The organism is Gordonia sp. SGD-V-85 (genome assembly GCF_001456905.1).
Classification (GTDB): domain Bacteria; phylum Actinomycetota; class Actinomycetes; order Mycobacteriales; family Mycobacteriaceae; genus Gordonia; species Gordonia hongkongensis.
Window position 1 is genome coordinate 28,151 of the sequence record NZ_LNQO01000024.1, and the last position, 16,661, is coordinate 44,811.

25 protein-coding genes are annotated in these 16,661 nt (G+C 64.1%); 15 read left to right on the forward strand and 10 right to left on the reverse strand.

The window, feature by feature from the left end:
- The first annotated feature begins 56 nt into the window (after window positions 1–56).
- Both AS181_RS21130 and AS181_RS21135 read left to right on the forward strand, forming a co-directional pair.
- A complete protein-coding gene (locus tag AS181_RS21130) occupies window positions 57–380 on the forward strand; it encodes a hypothetical protein (protein ID WP_058253463.1) in 324 nt (107 codons plus the stop codon).
- Window positions 377–808, forward strand: coding sequence for a hypothetical protein (locus AS181_RS21135; protein WP_058253464.1), 432 nt, complete (start codon window positions 377–379; stop codon window positions 806–808). The genes AS181_RS21130 and AS181_RS21135 overlap by 4 nt, the downstream gene beginning before the upstream one ends.
- 282 nt (window positions 809–1,090) lie before the next feature.
- On the opposite strand, the gene AS181_RS21140 is transcribed toward AS181_RS21135, so the two are convergent.
- Together AS181_RS21140 and AS181_RS21145 are read right to left on the reverse strand one after the other, a co-directional pair.
- Entirely contained in the window at window positions 1,091–2,224 is a 1,134-nt protein-coding gene (locus tag AS181_RS21140) for a hypothetical protein (protein ID WP_058253465.1), read from the reverse strand.
- Window positions 2,225–2,255: 31 nt separating this feature from the next.
- Window positions 2,256–3,452, reverse strand: coding sequence for an aromatic ring-hydroxylating oxygenase subunit alpha (locus AS181_RS21145; RefSeq protein ID WP_082653003.1), 1,197 nt, complete (start codon window positions 3,450–3,452; stop codon window positions 2,256–2,258).
- Window positions 3,453–3,580: 128 nt separating this feature from the next.
- Between AS181_RS21145 and AS181_RS21150 the strand changes: the two genes are divergently transcribed.
- Window positions 3,581–4,216: a TetR/AcrR family transcriptional regulator gene (locus AS181_RS21150; RefSeq protein ID WP_058253466.1), complete on the forward strand. Its 636-nt coding sequence runs from the start codon at window positions 3,581–3,583 to the stop codon at window positions 4,214–4,216.
- A gap of 209 nt (window positions 4,217–4,425) precedes the next feature.
- Here the strand turns inward: AS181_RS21150 and AS181_RS24715 are convergent, their stop codons facing one another.
- The 3 genes from AS181_RS24715 to AS181_RS24720 all read right to left on the reverse strand — a co-directional run bounded on the left by AS181_RS24715 (window position 4,426) and on the right by AS181_RS24720 (window position 5,446).
- A complete protein-coding gene (locus AS181_RS24715; protein WP_231742614.1) occupies window positions 4,426–4,827 on the reverse strand; it encodes a type II toxin-antitoxin system VapC family toxin in 402 nt (133 codons plus the stop codon).
- A 26-nt stretch (window positions 4,828–4,853) separates the two neighbouring features.
- Window positions 4,854–5,093, reverse strand: coding sequence for a type II toxin-antitoxin system Phd/YefM family antitoxin (locus AS181_RS21155; protein ID WP_058253467.1), 240 nt, complete (start codon window positions 5,091–5,093; stop codon window positions 4,854–4,856).
- 164 nt (window positions 5,094–5,257) lie between these two features.
- Window positions 5,258–5,446 (reverse strand): hypothetical protein, encoded by a 189-nt coding sequence (locus AS181_RS24720; protein ID WP_175404374.1) that lies wholly within the window; start codon window positions 5,444–5,446, stop codon window positions 5,258–5,260.
- Between the two features lie 115 nt (window positions 5,447–5,561).
- Between AS181_RS24720 and AS181_RS21160 the strand changes: the two genes are divergently transcribed.
- Window positions 5,562–5,825 carry a hypothetical protein gene (locus tag AS181_RS21160; RefSeq protein ID WP_058253468.1) on the forward strand — a complete coding sequence of 88 codons (264 nt, stop codon included), beginning with the start codon at window positions 5,562–5,564 and terminating at the stop codon, window positions 5,823–5,825.
- A gap of 145 nt (window positions 5,826–5,970) precedes the next feature.
- Here AS181_RS21160 and AS181_RS21165 read toward each other — a convergent pair whose 3' ends face one another.
- Both AS181_RS21165 and AS181_RS21170 read right to left on the reverse strand, forming a co-directional pair.
- Window positions 5,971–6,345, reverse strand: coding sequence for an SRPBCC family protein (locus AS181_RS21165; RefSeq protein WP_058253469.1), 375 nt, complete (start codon window positions 6,343–6,345; stop codon window positions 5,971–5,973).
- Between the two features lie 376 nt (window positions 6,346–6,721).
- Window positions 6,722–7,702 carry a helix-turn-helix domain-containing protein gene (locus AS181_RS21170; protein ID WP_058253470.1) on the reverse strand — a complete coding sequence of 327 codons (981 nt, stop codon included), beginning with the start codon at window positions 7,700–7,702 and terminating at the stop codon, window positions 6,722–6,724.
- Between the two features lie 362 nt (window positions 7,703–8,064).
- On the opposite strand from AS181_RS21170, the gene AS181_RS21175 reads away from it, so the two are divergent.
- The 8 genes from AS181_RS21175 to AS181_RS21205 all read left to right on the forward strand — a co-directional run bounded on the left by AS181_RS21175 (window position 8,065) and on the right by AS181_RS21205 (window position 12,754).
- Entirely contained in the window at window positions 8,065–8,949 is an 885-nt protein-coding gene (locus AS181_RS21175; RefSeq protein WP_058253471.1) for a helix-turn-helix domain-containing protein, read from the forward strand.
- 67 nt (window positions 8,950–9,016) lie between these two features.
- Window positions 9,017–9,709 (forward strand): hypothetical protein, encoded by a 693-nt coding sequence (locus tag AS181_RS21180; RefSeq protein ID WP_231742617.1) that lies wholly within the window; start codon window positions 9,017–9,019, stop codon window positions 9,707–9,709.
- Complete coding sequence (locus AS181_RS25485) at window positions 9,706–9,975, forward strand: helix-turn-helix domain-containing protein (protein WP_231742619.1); 270 nt, start codon at window positions 9,706–9,708, stop codon at window positions 9,973–9,975. Before AS181_RS21180 ends, AS181_RS25485 begins: the two co-directional genes overlap by 4 nt.
- Before the next feature lie 3 nt (window positions 9,976–9,978).
- On the forward strand, window positions 9,979–10,848 hold the full coding sequence (locus tag AS181_RS21185) for a helix-turn-helix transcriptional regulator (protein WP_058253472.1): 870 nt from the start codon (window positions 9,979–9,981) through the stop codon (window positions 10,846–10,848).
- Window positions 10,849–10,912: 64 nt separating this feature from the next.
- On the forward strand, window positions 10,913–11,215 hold the full coding sequence (locus AS181_RS21190; protein ID WP_058253473.1) for a hypothetical protein: 303 nt from the start codon (window positions 10,913–10,915) through the stop codon (window positions 11,213–11,215).
- Between the two features lie 76 nt (window positions 11,216–11,291).
- On the forward strand, window positions 11,292–11,594 hold the full coding sequence (locus tag AS181_RS21195; protein WP_058253474.1) for a hypothetical protein: 303 nt from the start codon (window positions 11,292–11,294) through the stop codon (window positions 11,592–11,594).
- Window positions 11,595–11,679: 85 nt separating this feature from the next.
- Complete coding sequence (locus tag AS181_RS25785; protein ID WP_156422438.1) at window positions 11,680–12,066, forward strand: hypothetical protein; 387 nt, start codon at window positions 11,680–11,682, stop codon at window positions 12,064–12,066.
- A 247-nt stretch (window positions 12,067–12,313) separates the two neighbouring features.
- Window positions 12,314–12,754 carry an SRPBCC family protein gene (locus tag AS181_RS21205; RefSeq protein ID WP_058253475.1) on the forward strand — a complete coding sequence of 147 codons (441 nt, stop codon included), beginning with the start codon at window positions 12,314–12,316 and terminating at the stop codon, window positions 12,752–12,754.
- Window positions 12,755–12,904: 150 nt separating this feature from the next.
- Here the strand turns inward: AS181_RS21205 and AS181_RS21210 are convergent, their stop codons facing one another.
- A complete protein-coding gene (locus tag AS181_RS21210; RefSeq protein ID WP_058253476.1) occupies window positions 12,905–13,792 on the reverse strand; it encodes a DUF5996 family protein in 888 nt (295 codons plus the stop codon).
- Between the two features lie 149 nt (window positions 13,793–13,941).
- Between AS181_RS21210 and AS181_RS21215 the strand changes: the two genes are divergently transcribed.
- Both AS181_RS21215 and AS181_RS21220 read left to right on the forward strand, forming a co-directional pair.
- Window positions 13,942–14,178 carry a hypothetical protein gene (locus tag AS181_RS21215; RefSeq protein WP_058253477.1) on the forward strand — a complete coding sequence of 79 codons (237 nt, stop codon included), beginning with the start codon at window positions 13,942–13,944 and terminating at the stop codon, window positions 14,176–14,178.
- A gap of 210 nt (window positions 14,179–14,388) precedes the next feature.
- On the forward strand, window positions 14,389–15,000 hold the full coding sequence (locus AS181_RS21220; protein WP_058253478.1) for an AAA family ATPase: 612 nt from the start codon (window positions 14,389–14,391) through the stop codon (window positions 14,998–15,000).
- 203 nt (window positions 15,001–15,203) lie between these two features.
- Here AS181_RS21220 and AS181_RS21225 read toward each other — a convergent pair whose 3' ends face one another.
- Window positions 15,204–15,653 (reverse strand): GNAT family N-acetyltransferase, encoded by a 450-nt coding sequence (locus AS181_RS21225; RefSeq protein ID WP_078114049.1) that lies wholly within the window; start codon window positions 15,651–15,653, stop codon window positions 15,204–15,206.
- Window positions 15,654–15,821: 168 nt separating this feature from the next.
- Here AS181_RS21225 and AS181_RS21230 point away from each other — a divergent pair, with 168 nt between their 5' ends.
- Entirely contained in the window at window positions 15,822–16,115 is a 294-nt protein-coding gene (locus AS181_RS21230) for a hypothetical protein (protein ID WP_058253479.1), read from the forward strand.
- A gap of 14 nt (window positions 16,116–16,129) precedes the next feature.
- Here AS181_RS21230 and AS181_RS21235 read toward each other — a convergent pair whose 3' ends face one another.
- The gene (locus AS181_RS21235; protein WP_078114055.1) at window positions 16,130–16,645 is read right to left on the reverse strand and encodes a MarR family winged helix-turn-helix transcriptional regulator; all 516 of its coding nucleotides are present in this window, start codon (window positions 16,643–16,645) and stop codon (window positions 16,130–16,132) included.
- Window positions 16,646–16,661: the final 16 nt, after the last annotated feature.

Sequence of the window (16,661 nt, forward strand, 5' to 3'; positions counted from 1 at the left end):
TCGACGACCTGGGACAACGCCGCACAGCAGGCAACAAGCGACGCAGGAGGAACCTGATGTTCACCGGATTGACCAACACCATCATCAACCTCTTCACCCCTGGCGGCGAGTCGGGCGCCAATGCCATGGAGGCTGGCTATCCGATGGCAATGTTCCATGTAGCCGGCGGGCCCGTCATCACCGTCACCGCGAACGGACGCAACGACCAGGACAGGCGCGTGCTCGATCAGTTTGATGTTCCGACGGAGGGACGCGGACGGAAAAAGGCCGCACTCGCCGCGATCAATGCCCACGGCTACGAGCTCGCCGGCCCGCCGTTGCGGGTCGGGAACCCGGCGATGTACGTCGCACCCGTCTTGCGTGTCAGGCGGCCGCGTTGAATCAAGCGGTAACGGCCGGATTCGTCTGGCAGATCCTGCTCCTGGGCGGTCTCGTCTACTGGTCGAGATTCGGCGCGGCAGCGGTCATCGACGCAGCGACACAGCCCGTTCGGGCGGTGCGCTGGCAGCCGCACCCTGAACTCGGACCTACTCCGTCGCCCGCCCGGTTCAAGTGGGTCATCGGATTCGTCGGCGTGGCCTTTCTGCCTGTCGGCGTGCTCGTCGCCGCCTTCTGCGCGGTCTGGCGGATTATCGCCAGTTCGTGGCCGCCAGGTGTCTTCGTGGGTGCAGGTTGGACAGTAGCCGTTCTCGGTTGGCTGACACTGCTGATGGTCGGCGAAATGTCGATCGCCAAAGAGCTCGGACCAGGCCGCACAATTCGTGCAGCTCTGCACCGTCAGCACCACCGCGACCTCCTCGGTTCGTGACCATGAGCGGTGCGCAGTGAGCGTCAGGCTTGCCCAGCAACCACTCTCAGCGCGCCAGCCCGCATCTAGAATGTCGTCACGTTGCGTAGCATTTCGTCACTGGTGACGAATCATAGAGCGCAGCAACACCTTTCGCCGATAATCTACGTTATGTCAAGTAAGGCTCTGCATATTGCATCAGATGCATCAGCCCACCCACTCCTCCAAATCATTGATGCAGGTCACCGACTCCCCGGTGGGCGTCATTTTTCCCAACTGCGATGTCAGCCGACACCGACGGTCCTACAGGTGAGACGACAGCAGCACGATCGACGCGTGCCGCCTGATGAAGCGCGACGGTGAGTCCAGCGCGTCCGCAGCTGTTCGTAGGTCTTCGTGCCCTATGTCCTGGATCCGATCGGACGTGAGTTCTGCAGCCATCACTTCGTCCAGCTCCGGGCGCATAGCGAGAACTTCACGAATCGGTGCGTAGTCGAGCTGACACCTTCGCTCGCCATCGACGTACGGAGCACTCACCGCCCTGCCGGCCAGATTGTCCGGCAGATCCGCGAGGAGATTCATTGCTCTACAGGTCTGGCCGCCGGCACTCAGCACGGACACGGTACGCGCTCGAACCTCTGCCGTTGTCGTCGGAACCTCTGCAAACGCAACGATTCGCTCGGCGGCCTGATCGTCAACCTCGCCGATCGCGAGCAGGACGTCAAGAACGCGATCGATACCACCCGACGCGGCCGCCTCCGAAGGAAGCAGGCCCAGCGCGGCGACAACGCGTGAAACAGCCGTCGATCCGGCGGCAACCAACAGACGGTGCGCCAGGTGATGTTGTTCGCGGGAATCGGCGTGTACGAGTATCTCGACCAGTTGTTCGACTTGTTCAGGCTCCGAGAGTCGAGAGAGTTGGTCCTCGATCTCCGCGAGCTGGTACAGCTCTGGGAACAGCGTTGCAAGCTGCTCGACGGTGAGTGAATTCTTCATCGCAGCAACGGGATCGTCCGGATCGTGGACTACGACCGCGAACGCTTCGTTGACGGCACCGGATCTGATCAGCACTCGAGTCGCGCGGCGGGATGCGCTCACCAGACTCTCGCGGAACCGGGCGGTGACCCAATCCCAGACGTAGTCACCAAGACCAACGGAAGCTGTCAGCGTCTCAGCCCACTTGTCACCCCTGCCTGACCAGTCGACCTGCACCGGCCAACTATCGACGTCCCATCCCCGATCAGCCACAGCACAATCCGGTACGCCAGTGGCCACCCGGATGGCTGGCCACAGGAACAGCATGTCCCGCGCATGAACATCGGTCAGCGCAGCGCCGTACACCGCTGACCCCGCAGACCGCGTCGTGACTTCCCGAACCGCAGAGACGATCTCCTCGGTGAGATCACCTTCCAGGCGACCCCAGTCGACTGCGCTCATCCCTCCCCCGATGCCGACGCGACATCAGCGGTCATGTGAGAGAGATCCCGATCTTCTCCGCCATCACCCGGATCATGTGCTGCACGCCGATTTCGTTGCGCCCGATGGCCATGTGGTCATGCTGCCCGCGGCGCACTCCTTCACCGCACTGAGGGAGCATCGCGAAGTCTTCGTCCCGAACAGCGGCATGAACCTGTGCGAATATGCCGGCATACATCTCCACCTGCTCAGGACTCTCCGCAGGGTACTTCGCCATCCAACTGTGCCGCACAACGCAACTCGTGGCCGAATCACCCGGCAGAATGTCGATGACCTCGACTCCTACAGGACTGTTGGCCAGGATGAGGTTGGGATAAACCCAATAGATGATGCCCATCTGCGCAGTCGGGTCATCCCACGAGTCGTCTTGCTCCATACCCTCGAGATCCCGAACCCAGTTGAACGGGAAGCCGATACGGTGGTGCGGGCCGAACTCGTCGTAGACGTGGGTGTTCGCGATGGTGTTCTGTCCGATGACGCTGTTGCCGTGGACAAATGGAAAGTGGTAACCCTCGGCGAAGGCTTCGAGCACACCCTTCCAGCTGACGGCGGAGTTCAGGGATCGCTCGTCGTGGTACTGGTAGTCCTGGTAGTTCCACCGTGCGAGTTCGGCACCGCACTCACCCAGGTGCGTGTCCAGATCCATTGGCGCATCGGCGTTGAGGACACCCCAGATGAATCCGTGACGCTCCTCGCTGGGCAGCTCGACCAGACCGTATTCGGCCCGATTGACGTCGTCGAACCCTGCCTTGCCCGGAATCCCGCGAAGCTGTCCATTGTTGTCGTAAACCCATGCATGGTACGGGCATGTGAATCGTCGGCTGTTCCCTGCCCCGCAAGCCGGCATCGCGCCACGGTGGCGGCAGTAGTTCAAGAAGACGTGAGCCTGCCCGTCACGGTCACGGGTGATCAGCAACGAATCGTCGAGCACCGTGCGCACGACATAGTCATGATTCTTCGGGATCTGAGCCGATGCCAGCAGAGGAAGCGGCGTCTCCCTCAACAGTTGGTTCCGTTCGTACTCGGCGATCTTGTCATCGCGGTAATACGACAGGGGCACCCGCAGTGTCGACTCGGCCATGTCCGTGGTGTTGGCGACTGCCAGGTCCAATGCTCGTCGAGTGAGCTCAGCTCCGAACGGACTGGCGGTCGGTCCCGTGCTCGGTGTGGGGTTCTCGAACGTCGTCATGCCAGGTCCTCTCGTCACCAGTGCCCTTACCGATGACCATACATGAAACACGTTCTATGTCTAGTCGTTCGCGTCGATCCCCCGATCCAATACGCCACTAGGATCGACGAGCACGACACAATGGGCAGGTGCGTACACATGGATGGGCCGGCCTGATTCCCCCGGCCGACGACGACGAGGCTGCGAAACGCATCATCGCCGCCGCCGGAGAACTGATGGAGTCGGGTGCAACCGATGTGAACATCCGTCAGGTCGCACAGAAGCTGGGTATCGCTCGCCAGACCGTCTACCGGTACTTTCCCAACAGTCAAGCGCTGCTCGTCGCGACGGCTCAACACGCCACCAACGAGTTCCTCGACGACTTGGCGCGGTCACTTGAAGGTCTCACCGAACCTTCCCACGCGATTGTCGAGGCAGTCGCCCTAACCTTCGAGCGCCTCCAAGATAATCGCCGATTCGCCCTGCTGTTCGTTCAACCGGACAACACAGAACTCACCGCCGAGGTCACCGCTACGCGGTCCATCGCCATAGGACGCGTGATCGTCGACCACCTTCCGATCGACTGGGCCGAACATGGATGGACGGACGCCGACATGAATGAGCTCGTCGAAGTCATGCTCCGATTCGTCCAATCACTCCTCGTCGACCCGGGCGACCCTCCTCGTCCCCCAAACGAGCTACGCGCATTCCTGCATCGGTGGGTCGGAACGGCCATCGAGGCGAAGAATTCGACGTCCACGTCGGTGGCCCGAGTTCAGTCCTGAAACTCGGAGCGTCACTGAACACCGAACAAGTTGCACCAGTCATCCTGTCTCGAGTCGTCTGTCATACTCGGGAGGTTGGTCACCCTACCGGGGACTCAGTGACACCCCGATGAGACTGCGCTGACGGAACACCCGCGACACCCGGCGGTCAAGTGCCGCGTCACAGGTGCCAATGACCTGGCGCATCAGAAATGAAGGAAACGCGGCCCTCAGGCTCCAGCATCTGGATGCGTCACCGAACGTAGCTCTAGTTGGGGTATGCCAAGAAAATCACCTGGGTTGCAGGTGTACAGCGGAATGCCGTTCGCGATGGCGCAGGCCGCGATTAATGCGTCATATGCCCGCGCACTGGGCTTTCGCTCCGATGAGCGTAGTGCCGCCGCGACGCCGCCGAAAGCTCGCGCGCTCTCGGCAGTGAATGCCAGCACCTCGAAATCCGCTTCCGCCTGCTGTACGTGCTGTTGCCGAGCACTTCGCTCGCGGTGGGTTCGCGCGACGTGCGGGCCAACCGAAAGCTCCGCAAGGGTAATCGCACTTATCACCGACTCCTGGGGCAGCTCGTCGGAATCCGCCAGTCTGCCTAGCAAAATCACCGTTGAGGTGTCAAGCATCCCCCGCGTTGTATCGACCGGCCCCGTCATAGGGACGAATCCAACACGCTATCGATGTCAGACCGCAGGGCGTCCGGGTCGATCTGCGGAAGATGGGCGCGTCGCCGAATCAGCTCGGCCGCGCTCACACTCTTTCTGGGCAGAGACCTGAGTTCGGCCACTGGCTCGCCGTCGCGCGTGACGACGACACGCTCGCCACGCGCGACCCTGCGCAGCACCTCGCCACCGTTGTTACGAAGGTCTCTGACACTCACCAGGTCGGGCATGCCAACAGCGTATCACCGGTGATACACACGTCGTCGAAGACGATACAGCAGTCGAATATGCAGGGTAACCAGTAGCGTTGCAACCGAGTCGCATCCACGCCCGTGGCCACTCCTCCGAACTGTCGGAGGACAGGCAGGACATCGCAGCTCAGTTCTCAGTCAGATCACCCCAGGACTGCCGTCAGATCGAGGCGGGCCAGACGAGCTTGGTCCGAGAGGATGTCGATCGCGGTGATGCGGTCGTCGGCGATTGTGAACCCGATGACCGAAAACGGTTCACCCTCAACAGTATTGACCATCCCAATACCGCCGTTGACCACTGCGGGGTGAACTGTACAGAGGGTATCGGTCATCGTGCATGGGACCTCCTTGGTTCACCCCGAAACTAGGACGAACGGGCAGCGGGGAACGTGACCCTGACACATTCTCTCCGTCCTCCCTCCCGGCATTCTGTCCGCTCCGTCGTGCATGCACGCCACCATCACCACCCAGGAGCGCGACGGCTCGCGGCTGCCCAACCCCCAGCAGCTCATCCCCGAACTCGGCGAGATCGGTGGCGCTCGGTTCAAAGCCACCGGCAACGGGCGATCCCTCGAACCACCATCGGCCTCATTCAGTTACGGGCCGGCCAGCTCGTCGGCAGCACGGTCGCGGGTCCGGGCGTACACCCGGACCCGCGGCCTGCTCGCCATGATGACAGTGACCCCCCACTGGCGATCCCGCTCGCGCTAGCTCCGGCCGGGGTGTCCACAGTCGCGGGAGCCCGTTTACTCGACGACTCGAACGTGGAGTGGCACGGCACGTGCGACGGACTGCTCCTCAGGCCGCCGACATCACAACACCGACGCCACGCCCACGCCGTCTTCCGAGGTCAGTTTCAAAGACCAGCGGCGATCCGTTCGATCCGCGGCAACGCGATGGCGAGTATCGGCAGATACGCCACCGCCCAGACCGGCGCACCAAAACTGAGAATGCAGCCACCCGCCACCGGGATCACCTCGTGTCGCGTCGCGTTCACCCCTGCCACCCTCCAGGCCCACAACCGTCCATCGACGAACTCGCAGATCTCGAACGGCACGGAAACGCCCGCGACAGTCGTGATCGTTCCGCGTGTCCCTAACGTCAGCTCGACGTCGCCGTCCACCCTTGCCCCGAAAACTGTTGGCCCCCATTCCGGCCAGGCGTTCACATCGGTGAGGGTTGCCCACACCGCTTGGGGTGGCAGGTCGGTGCGCAATTCGGTCGTCGGCATGCCGTTTCGGACCGTGGTGCGAACGCGCAGCGTCGACCACAACGATGAGGACGTCGCGGGGCGTCTCACGATTCGGCCTGACTGGATAGTTCCCGCGCCCGCTCGTGGCCTCGCGAGAATCGTCGCCACCCCGGTGATACCTGGTTGTCGTAGTCCAACGTGATCTGCACCATCGAATCATCGTCGCAAAACAATGGCCGACCCGTCGGGGCCCAGACCTGATCTGTCGAATCACTGCACGTCTGAGCGTTGCACCGACACGGACCCGCAGTGTCGGCTGACCGGAGATGCGGACGAGTGGTTTGTAGTGGTGCTGCTCGCCGAGGCCGCACTGTCCGAATGGCAACACCATTCTTCGTCCGGCTTTCGCATTCGGTCACAGTAAGCCGTTTCCTGCCCGCTCCCCCGTGCGCGACGCCGCGAGTACCCGCCACGCCCGCGGACTGATTCCATACATCTCGCGGAATCGTCTACTGAAGTACGACGGGTTCGTGATGCCCCAGCGCCGGGCGATGGCCGCGACCGGTTGATGAGCGGTCTCGGCCCGAGCGAGGTCGTCATGCGCGCCCTCGAGTCGACTCGTGATGATCCACTGCTCGGGACTCATGCCGGCATCAGCGAAAAGCTGGAACAGTTTTCCGACGGTGATGCCGTGTGCTCGCGCGATCGATGTCGGCGACAGGTCCGGATCGTTGAGGTGCAGGCGAATGTATCCGCGGATCCTGGGAAGCAACACTCCGACCATCGTCCCCCGCGCATACTCGGCGTCGTAGGCGGATGCGATGAGGGCCCGGACCAGATCGATACTGGTCTCACCAAGCTGTGCGGCGACCTCCGACGCCGCCAACTCGTCGGCCTTGCAGGTCAGCTCGGTGATGTGGTCGACCACCATGTTGTGCAACGGACTCTTCGCCAACCGTTCCGACGCCGCCCAGACCACCTCGCGCGGTAGGCCGAGTTCCTCCACCGGCACGTTCAGACAGAACGGCACGCCCGGGCCGGCCAGCTCGTAGTCGTAGGGCGCATTGTGGTCGGTGATCATCAACGCACCGGGCCGAACCTCCCGCTGCACACCGTGCTGCTCCTGTCGGCCGATACAGTTGCGATGCAACGCAATACCGAGTTGTTCGCCCGGACTGCTCCGGATCTGACGTTCGGTGCGCCGCAGCCGGAAGCCGGTCATCTCGGCCTGGAAGATCGTCGCTCTTCCGTAGCTCCACACATCCATTCGGCATCGGACGGCGCCTGTCTCGTTGAGGATCACGGTGGACGGAACCGACTGGTCCTGCATCGCCGACACGGTCGCCTCGATGCGATCGGCGTACGGTAACAACGCGGTGTCGAATACTACGGCCATGGTTGCCGAGTGAACAGCAGGCTGAGCGAGCGTTCTGTGGACTGGCACGGAGAGACAATTTTCGTGCACAGACAGCCAACTCCGGGGTTCCGCCTCGTGCGCGGACAGCACACATCGGTGCGGCCACAACCAGACCGGCCGCGGCCAAATCGCTTACAGTGTCCGCTTCGACACCCAGAAAGGCGGTCTCATGTTCACGTCCCCCCCTCTGTGCGTACAGCGACAGACTCTCCTGCACAAGCACTCTCGTCACACGATGCATCAGACGACGGGTCAGTTCTGCACGCCTGCACCGTCGACCGGGGCTGACGGTGGCGGTCGTCTTCGACAGCCTTGACCACGCGCCACGCGATCGAGTCGATATGGCACGGACGGTGTTCCGGGAGCAGTCGGCGCCGTCGACGGTGGCGTTCGTCGACTCCCCCATGACTGCAGTCATGGAAACGTGGCGGCTGGGTGACAACCATCTGTTCTGTGCATCGATGACGAGCAACCACTTGAGTCGGACTGCGCGCGATGTGCGTCGCGGTCCGACGGGCACCATCGGCATCGCGGTGCAGACGTTCGGCGTGGCGAGATTCGAGCAGGACGGTGATCAGCGGATCGTTCGTCCCGGCGACATGATGGTCGTCGAGCTCGATGCTCCCTACGAATTCGGTTGGGCTGGCTGGGGTTGCTCTCGATGTCTGCACATCCCGACATCCGACGTCGGGCTCACCGGCACACAGATCCGCGAGGCCGCGCGACGCCTGACCACGAGTCCGCTGTACGCAATCGTCCGCCGCCACATCGACGACTTGTGCATCGACCGGGACGACGAGGTCCCCGGTCTCGCGACGGAATCACTCGCCGCATCGTCGAATGCCCTCATCCGCTGCCTGCTGGCGCCACACGATCCAGCTCCTGACGACGCCGACATCGATCGCTGGGTACGACGTGTCGACACCTTCCTCACCGACCACCTGACCGATCCCGATCTGTCGATCGGCGCTGTCGCCGGCCACCTCGACACGCCGGTGAGCGAGGTCACCCGCCTCGCGGCCGTCGCGGGGGTGGACGTGCCGCGATGGATCACCGCGAAGCGTCTCCATCGAGCTCACGCGGATCTCCGCCGACGCCGAACCGAACCCGACGCCGCTTTTGCCCGCGCTCACGGTTTCGCCGACCTCGCCACCTTCGAAGCATCATTTCGCGACCTATATGGGCTCACCCCGCGCACGTGGTGGGAGATCCGCCATGAATCCTGACCGATTCACGTTGTCCTTCCTGCTCACGACGCTGTGGTCGCGATAGTCGACGGCGCTGAGGAGGGACATGGGGATCGTCTATCGTTCCGCCGACCTGACGGAGGCCGACCGTGAGGAATTCACGCGCGCGGCCTTTCTCGAGCAGTCCTGGCCCACGACCGTCGCACTCGACGAGCCGACCGCCGACGACGCAGTCATCGAGGTGTTCTCCTATGGCCGCGCGAGCATCTTCCGGGCGCAGATGGGAGGAATGCGACTCGTGCGCTCCACGGAACAGGTCCGGTCCAGTCCCGCCGACGTCCTCGCCGTCGCCGTGCAGGAGCGCAGCGCCGGGCGCCACGAGATGTACGGCGAGCAACGCGTTGTGCAGAAGGGCGACCTGATGATCAACGACATGAACACGTCGTACGGCTATGCATGGAGTGGCCGTGGGGCATCGAGGGCGCTCTACGTGCCGCTGCAAGACCTGGGATTGTCGAACGAGGTCATCCGCGGAGCGTCGCGTCGGCTGCCGGCGAGTCCGTTGTATCCGTTGCTGCGCAGTCACATCAACGAGATGACCGACGACGGAAATCGACTGTCCGCCGATGACGTCGCGGCAGATGCCGTCGGAAGCGCCACCATCGAGTTGACGCGGGCGCTGCTCGCATCCGCCTACGACTCGATTACGGCCTTGCAGCAATGGATGACGTCCTGCTCTCCCGGATTCGTGGCTATGTGCGGCGTCACCTGGGCGATCCGGAACTGTTTGCGGGGATGATCGCCGATGCCCACGACATCTCCGTACGAAAGCTGTTCCGGCTCTGCGCCGATGCCGACATCAGTCTCGAACAGTGGATCCTCGCGTCCCGCCTCGAGGGTTTCCGCGACGAACTCGCCCGGTCGGCGAGCCGACACCAATCGGTCGCACAGGTTGCACGGCGCTGGGGACTCGTCAACCCGTCGTTCGTCAGCCGCCGGTTCCGCGAGGTGTACGGCATGACGCCGCGCGCATGGCGTCGGCTCACCCCCGACTCGGACGACTGATCCGTGCGCGCACACGCGATCACCCTCTCGGCGCACGGGTCCGACGCGCTCCACGTTCCGGTCGTCCGATCATGGCCGATGGGCGACGAGATGTGGCTGACCTCGGTCCGACATCACGGGGTGTCGGCATCGGGTGCCGGTGAACGCGGCGGTGCACCAGTGGCGCCACGACTCTTCGTCGCCGTTCCGGGTGGGGACTCGTGGCATAGTCGGCTCGGGACCACGGAGGATTCCCGGCGCAGGACCGAACTGGCGGTCGTCGATCAGTCGACGTCATTCGACTTCCGAACCCGCGAACCGGGGACGATTGTCGCGCTTCACCTCCCGCAGTCGTGGCTCATTCTTCCGGCCGAGACCGTCCGGCTCGGGATCAGAAACCTGGACGACTCCAACCCGCTCACCATGTTCGTCCGCAATCACCTCGTCCACCTCGGGCGTATCGCCGAACACCACCCGGGGGTCCTCCCGGAGTTGGCTTCCGCGAGTACCGACATCGTGCGCTCGCTGCTGCTCACGTCGGCGCAGACCGAAGCACGCGATCCGGTCGATGACCTGATCGTTCGGGTGAAGGCCTACATCGACGAGCACCTGACCGACGCCGACCTGTCGGCAGAGACGATCGTCGCGGCCCACAACGTGTCGACCCGGAAGTTGTATGCCGACTGGTCGAGTGCCGAGGGTCGGCTCACGGATCACATCATCCGACGCCGCCTCGACCGTGCCCGCGACGCCATGATCACCCGTCGATATCTGACCGTCCCGGCCATCGCCCGCGCTCATGGGTTCAGCGACCCGACGCATTTCACCAAGCGGTTCCGAGCCGCGTTCGGGGTGACCCCGTCACAGTGGCGGCGCGACAATCTGGACTCGTGACGACAAACCGCCGGTGACAAGGTACCCCCACCTCGTGATCGCCCATAGAACGATAGGAGAACTGATGTCGGACAACGAATCCACCGTACGGCGCGGCACGTACTTCGAGGAACCGATCGTCATCGACGAACGCACCACGATGATCCTGGTGTCTCGCCGCGGGTTCCGCGACCGGTCGGTGGCCGTCGGCGCGTACACGGTGACCGAGGGGGCAACGACCTGGACCCCGGCGGTCGACGGCGGCCGGGTGGCACTCATCGGCGTGATCACCGGCCTCGTCGCGGCCGCGCTGGGATCGGCTGCGGTCCTGCGGCAACCACCGTGGCCGCAAATGACCATCGGGCCGGATCACTTCCCCGGCCACTGATCACCACTCGGAGTCACGTCCCCGTCTGCGGAAAAATGCCATGCGAGTACCGACGTGAGTCTCTAACGTCCCACGGATGATTGCGCAACAGAGCGATGACTGGCGCCCGACGCCGGCCGACGGCCCGGTCGATCTGGTCGTCGACGGTGAACTGTTTCAAGTGACAGTCCATGCCGACGGTGGGTATTCGAGCACGTGGACGTCGGGCCCGAACCCTGGGTACGGCTTCGGCTCCAGCGGCCCGCGTGTCGCGTGGCAGAGCGACGACGGGCTCCCGCCCGCCCCGCTGCCACTCCCCCTGCCGACGATTCGCGACCACCGCGAGTCGATCAGGGAGTTCCTCTCGAACATCAACCCGGAGACCGGATATCTCGACTGACCGCATACCGGCCGCGGTGATCTCAACCCCCGTGGGACGAACGTGTCTGCGCCAACGATCGTTCGAGAAGCGTTGTCAGCACTGCATGATCGACGTCTCGGAGGCGAGTGACGTGGAGGCACGACTTGGCGACGCGACACTTTCCCAGCCGGTCGATGAGATCTGGCCATTGCGTCGCGAAGTCGCTGACCAGGTAGATGGTGTGATTCTTCGGGCCGGGCGCGAAAGCGAGTTCCGGCGCCCGACCGCCATGCCCGCTGGCGTAGCGGTACTCGTACTCGCCGAAGCCGATCATACGGCCGGCCCAGACGACGGGCCGGTGTCCGGAGATCTCAGCGAGCAGGGCGACCAGTTCATCGGCCTCGTCCCGACGTGGACCGACTGCTCGGTCGAGCACTTCCTCGATCGGCGCCTCGGACGGCCTCATCGCGGGCGCCTTGCCGCCGGCGCGCGGTTCTTCGTTCACAACTGATACCCACCGGTTCCTGTTCGCCTGGAAAGGCACGTCGTCGAGAACCTAGCAGACCTGGCCGGTGGGTCGGCGCCGATCAAGACTCGCCCGACTGTCCCTGCCCAACCGCACCCAGGTCAGCGTCCTCCCCGCCGTGAGCCCGATGAGTTCTGCGAGCAACGAGAGTCTGCCCTCCTGCGGACCGAGCCGTCCGCGGCGCAACAACATCGATGTCGGCCGACGTCGACGACCAGAAGGCAGTGACACCATGACGGACGCAACCGGGGTAACCCTCACCTACACACTGAACGCTTCTCCCGCCGCCGTGTTCGACGCGTGGACGACGCCGGCTCTGTTCGCCGCGGTCTTCGGCGGCAGCGCGAATCAGGTCCCCGTCGAATCGGTATCGCTCGACGCCCGACCCGGGGGCACCTGGGCAGCAACGATGATCGTCGGGGACGATTTCCCCGAATTTCATTGGCGCGGTGAGTACGTCGAGGTCCGACGGCCGAACAGACTCGTACTGACGATGACCGACGCGCCGGGTGATGAACGTGAACTCCTCACCGCTGACTTCATGGCAGTCGACAACGGCACCGAGATCCGTTTCAGCCAAACCGGTGGCAACCTCACCGACGAGCAGTACGAGTACGCGGCCGCCGGCTGGCGCGCGGCGTTCGAAGCGCTGGACGCTCAGCTCGCCGGATAGGCACGGGGGCTAGGTGGCGAGCGGCGCCGCTGAGCGAGATCGCAACCGGCCAGGACGAACGACGAACAGACCCCGTCGACACCACTCCGTTTGAAGTCGCGTCGACGAGGTGACCTCTGGAAGTCCGTAACGTCCGCCGCCGGCCGGCGTCTAGTCCCAGCCCGCCGTCTCCGCCGCCGCACGATGAGTCTGCTCGAGGAACTTCAGGACCACCGCGTCCGGGTCCGGCGACTGGCGCACAAGGTGATACGGCAGGATGTACTCGCCCAGTGCGGCATCCCATCGCGCCGGAGCCTCGACCGCCGGGTGCGTGTCGTAGCCCTCGGGATGTGGGTAGGCGTAGGCGTAGAAGGCCCCCTCCTCGGCGCCACCCGGCCAGTAGCCCGCGCTCGACACCTCGTCGCTATAGGCCTCGTGCATCACCCAGTCGGGGCAATTCGGTACACCACCCGGATGCTGGGGTGCGCTGCGACCCGAGAACCGCGTGACAGCCAGATCGAAAGCGCCCCAGAAGAAGTGCACGGGTGACGACTTGCCACGGAAGCCGCCGCGGAACTCCGACAGCACGCGATGCGCACTGACGAGAGACCGCCAGAACCGAGACACGGCGTCGGCGTCGTACGACGAGTGGGCGGTGTCCTCGGCGAACGGGGTCGCATCGGGCAGTTCGACGGGAGTACCGACGATGGCGATGTCGAAACCGAGGTCGGCGAGGTGGGCGGTGTACTCCGCGTAGAAATCGGCAACCGTCCGCGGTTCCAGCTTCATCTGACGGGTGCTGCCATCGGTGACGAGGAAGAGCAGCTGGTGGTCCAGAAAGTCGAAGCGGATCTCGAGGCCGCGGTCTCCGACGGCCATCAGAGACGTGGTCAGGCCACGTGCGTCCACATACAGCGGTACGCCCCACCAGTGGTTGACCTCGGGTCCGAGAGCGAGACGCGTCTTGCCGACGATCTGGGTCCACAACTGGACGGTGTCCCTTGTGTCGACCCACGAATCCACCGGTAGTGCAGGCCAAGCCTCGTATTTGGTTTCCATGTGGCCAATGATCCCGGACGCGTCAACTCGAACATGCCGACGAGCCGTCGGTCCTGTGAAGTTTCGACGGAGACACCGCCAAACACCTGCGTAACCTGTCGCGGAGACGGCAGTCGGACAGACCTCGACGTCGCTATCAAGGAGGAGCATTGCCGCGCATCACGCTCGGAACGGTCTTGATGTTCGTCGCGATCGGAACCACCATCGTCACCGCGTTACTCGGGGCGCCGGATTGGCTGACCGTCGTCGTAGCCGCGTTGCTCTTCGTGCTCGCCCTGGTGCTCCCGATCGTCAGGCGACGGCGGCTCCGATTCCTCTGGCGGAAGCTCGGGTGGCGGCGACTAGTGGGTCGACCACCCGGTCCATTGCGAGACGTCGACGAATAGCTGGTCCACTCCCCCGCACCTCCTCACGGCGACCTGGCTCTACGGTCCCGACGCCGACGAGTGGCCTGGCACCAGTGAAGTGCGGGTGCGCCTCTCCCCCGGCCAGGCAGGCGGCACCGAGGATCGGAGGCACGAATCCTGACCGGCGGACCGACATCGCCCCTGACCGCTTCACCGGAAGCGCGGCCCACCTGTCGGTAACCTCACGTCATGTTGATCTGGATCAACGGCGCCTTCGGCGTCGGTAAGACACAGACCGCACACGAGCTTCACCGCCGGCTGACTGCGTCGCACGTGGCCGATCCCGAACTCCTCGGATTCGCGATGCACAAGATGCTGCCGCCCGCCCGGCGCGACGATTTTCAGGACCTACCGCAGTGGCGCACGGGCGTCACCCAAACCCTCTTGGATGCCGAACAATCAAGCGACTGCCCGGTGATAGTTCCCATGACGCTCGTCGACGCTGAGTACTTCGACGAGATCGTCGGTGGACTCAAAGAGCATGGCGCCGATGTCAGGCACTACACCCTGACCGCTTCCGTCGAAGTGATCCATCGACGTCTCAGAGCCCGCCTTGCTCACCGTCTCGGCCCCATCCTCGGCGCCGATGAGACCTGGGCGATGAAACAGACTGGGAGGTGCGTCGCCCGGCTTGGCGAGGACCGATTCGCAAGCCATGTGCCAGCAGACGAACGCAGTGTCGACCAGGTTGTCGAGCACATCGCCGACGATGCCGGACTCGAACTCTCCCGTCCCCGTTTGTCTTCGGCGCGGTATCAGCTGCGTAGGGCAGCAGTCGCAGTTCGACACATCCGAACGTGAGCCGTCACTCGTACGCGAGTCTTCTAAAGGCCTCGACTGGCAGTAATGACGGTGAATAAGTTAGGGCAGCAGTCGCAGTTCGACACATCCGAACGTGAGCCGTCACTCGTACGCGAGTCTTCTAATGGCCTCGAATGGCAGTGGTGACGGTGAACAAGTTCTGCACCCGCGATGCGCCCGGCTCTGCGGCGCGAACCTACGTGTCACGGGACCCCGGCGCGCCGAAAGTGCAGCAACGGGAACGGCTGGCCGTCGGAATCCACCGGCGAGCGGCCCACCTGCTCGAACCCCCTGCGCCGATAGAACTCCGCGGCGCCCGGGTTCTGTTCGTTGACGTCGAGTTCGTCGACGCCGCCGTGCGCGACCGCGTGATCGAGAAGCACCGTGCCGATGCCCCGCCCGTGGGCGGCCGAATCGACGAACAGCATCTCGAGCCGATTCTCTGCGGTTCCGCTGAAGCCGACGACCACTCCGTCGGCCTCCGCGACGACCAACTCGACCGCCGGAAAGTAGTCTCGTGCGAGTCGATCCGCGTAGCCGTCGATGTCGGCGGAAGTCAGGAAGTGATGCGTAGCCTCGACCGCCGAACGCCACACGGCCACGAGGCGGTCCGTGTCGGCGTCGTCGGCCTGCCGAAGTCTCACCTCAGCCACGGGTCGCCGAACGAGTGTTGGCCCAGCAGGTCGGTGTATGCACGATCGGCACAGTAGTGCGCGCCGGCGTCGAAGGACAACGGTGTTGTGATCTGCCGCAAACCCCGGCGTCGACGTTCGCGGCGGATATCGTGATCACGACACAATCCGCAGGGCGAGGGGTAGCACGTGCTCGAGATCCATGGTCTGTCGAATGAAACGGTCGTGCTCGATGGCGAGTGGTTCGAGAAACTCCGCGGCGGCACGTCCAAGACCCGGTTACCGGCGGCATCGTTCGTCTCCGCGGAGGTCACCGAGACCGACCGACGGAGGAAGCTGTTCGGCGGTGAACGCGAACAGCTCCTCCAGGTGACCCTCACCTTCTCGCGCCCGCCGTTCGTCGGGCTGATGACGTCGGCGGAGAACCGGGCGAAGGTCGACGCGCTCGTCGCCGGACTCGAAGCGGCCCGCGACGCGGGTTGAGCACCGACGCGACGCTATGACGGCCCCGAGCTCCGATCCTGTTGCACGCGAATCAGTTCGAGCAACAATCGACGGAGTTGCGGTTCTGACGCGCCGATGGACGCGATCAGCGCCGGGTCGGTTCGCTCCCGTTCGAGCAATGCGCGGTAGACCTCGGCACCGGCCGGAGTCGCGCTCACATGCTTTCGCCGCTCGTCGTCGGGATCGACCTGACGCCGTACGTAACCCATTCGTTCCAGTCGCTCGATGGTGCGGCTCGCAGTTTGATCGGTCACCCTGGCCTTCTTGGCGACCTCGCGCTGGGTGGCCGGTCCCGTGCTCACCACATGGAGGACGACGAGTCCGGCGCTCGAGATGTCGTACTCCCGCAGTACCGCCTCCCAGGCGTGCTCGACGAGCCGTGCCGCCACCGACAGCAGCCGACCGGTCGGCCACCCGTCCATCCCGTCGTTCCCGTCGTTCACCTTGTCCTGCCGATTCTCTACGTCACACCGCGCAGACTTGCAATTGTTCAGCCTGCTGAACATCATGGTGCTCACGCACTCC

Coding starts and splice junctions, on each gene's coding strand:
- AS181_RS21130 (WP_058253463.1), top strand. CDS start 57: ATGTTCACCGGATTGACCAACACCATCATCAACCTCTTCACCCCTGGC.
- AS181_RS21140 (WP_058253465.1), bottom strand. CDS start 2,224: ATGAGCGCAGTCGACTGGGGTCGCCTGGAAGGTGATCTCACCGAGGAG.
- AS181_RS21145 (WP_082653003.1), bottom strand. CDS start 3,452: ATGACGACGTTCGAGAACCCCACACCGAGCACGGGACCGACCGCCAGT.
- AS181_RS24715 (WP_231742614.1), bottom strand. CDS start 4,827: ATGCTTGACACCTCAACGGTGATTTTGCTAGGCAGACTGGCGGATTCC.
- AS181_RS21155 (WP_058253467.1), bottom strand. CDS start 5,093: ATGCCCGACCTGGTGAGTGTCAGAGACCTTCGTAACAACGGTGGCGAG.
- AS181_RS24720 (WP_175404374.1), bottom strand. CDS start 5,446: ATGACCGATACCCTCTGTACAGTTCACCCCGCAGTGGTCAACGGCGGT.
- AS181_RS21160 (WP_058253468.1), top strand. CDS start 5,562: ATGCACGCCACCATCACCACCCAGGAGCGCGACGGCTCGCGGCTGCCC.
- AS181_RS21165 (WP_058253469.1), bottom strand. CDS start 6,345: ATGCCGACGACCGAATTGCGCACCGACCTGCCACCCCAAGCGGTGTGG.
- AS181_RS21170 (WP_058253470.1), bottom strand. CDS start 7,702: ATGGCCGTAGTATTCGACACCGCGTTGTTACCGTACGCCGATCGCATC.
- AS181_RS21175 (WP_058253471.1), top strand. CDS start 8,065: ATGGCACGGACGGTGTTCCGGGAGCAGTCGGCGCCGTCGACGGTGGCG.
- AS181_RS21180 (WP_231742617.1), top strand. CDS start 9,017: ATGGGGATCGTCTATCGTTCCGCCGACCTGACGGAGGCCGACCGTGAG.
- AS181_RS25485 (WP_231742619.1), top strand. CDS start 9,706: ATGATCGCCGATGCCCACGACATCTCCGTACGAAAGCTGTTCCGGCTC.
- AS181_RS21190 (WP_058253473.1), top strand. CDS start 10,913: ATGTCGGACAACGAATCCACCGTACGGCGCGGCACGTACTTCGAGGAA.
- AS181_RS21195 (WP_058253474.1), top strand. CDS start 11,292: ATGATTGCGCAACAGAGCGATGACTGGCGCCCGACGCCGGCCGACGGC.
- AS181_RS25785 (WP_156422438.1), top strand. CDS start 11,680: ATGATCGACGTCTCGGAGGCGAGTGACGTGGAGGCACGACTTGGCGAC.
- AS181_RS21205 (WP_058253475.1), top strand. CDS start 12,314: ATGACGGACGCAACCGGGGTAACCCTCACCTACACACTGAACGCTTCT.
- AS181_RS21210 (WP_058253476.1), bottom strand. CDS start 13,792: ATGGAAACCAAATACGAGGCTTGGCCTGCACTACCGGTGGATTCGTGG.
- AS181_RS21220 (WP_058253478.1), top strand. CDS start 14,389: ATGTTGATCTGGATCAACGGCGCCTTCGGCGTCGGTAAGACACAGACC.
- AS181_RS21235 (WP_078114055.1), bottom strand. CDS start 16,645: ATGATGTTCAGCAGGCTGAACAATTGCAAGTCTGCGCGGTGTGACGTA.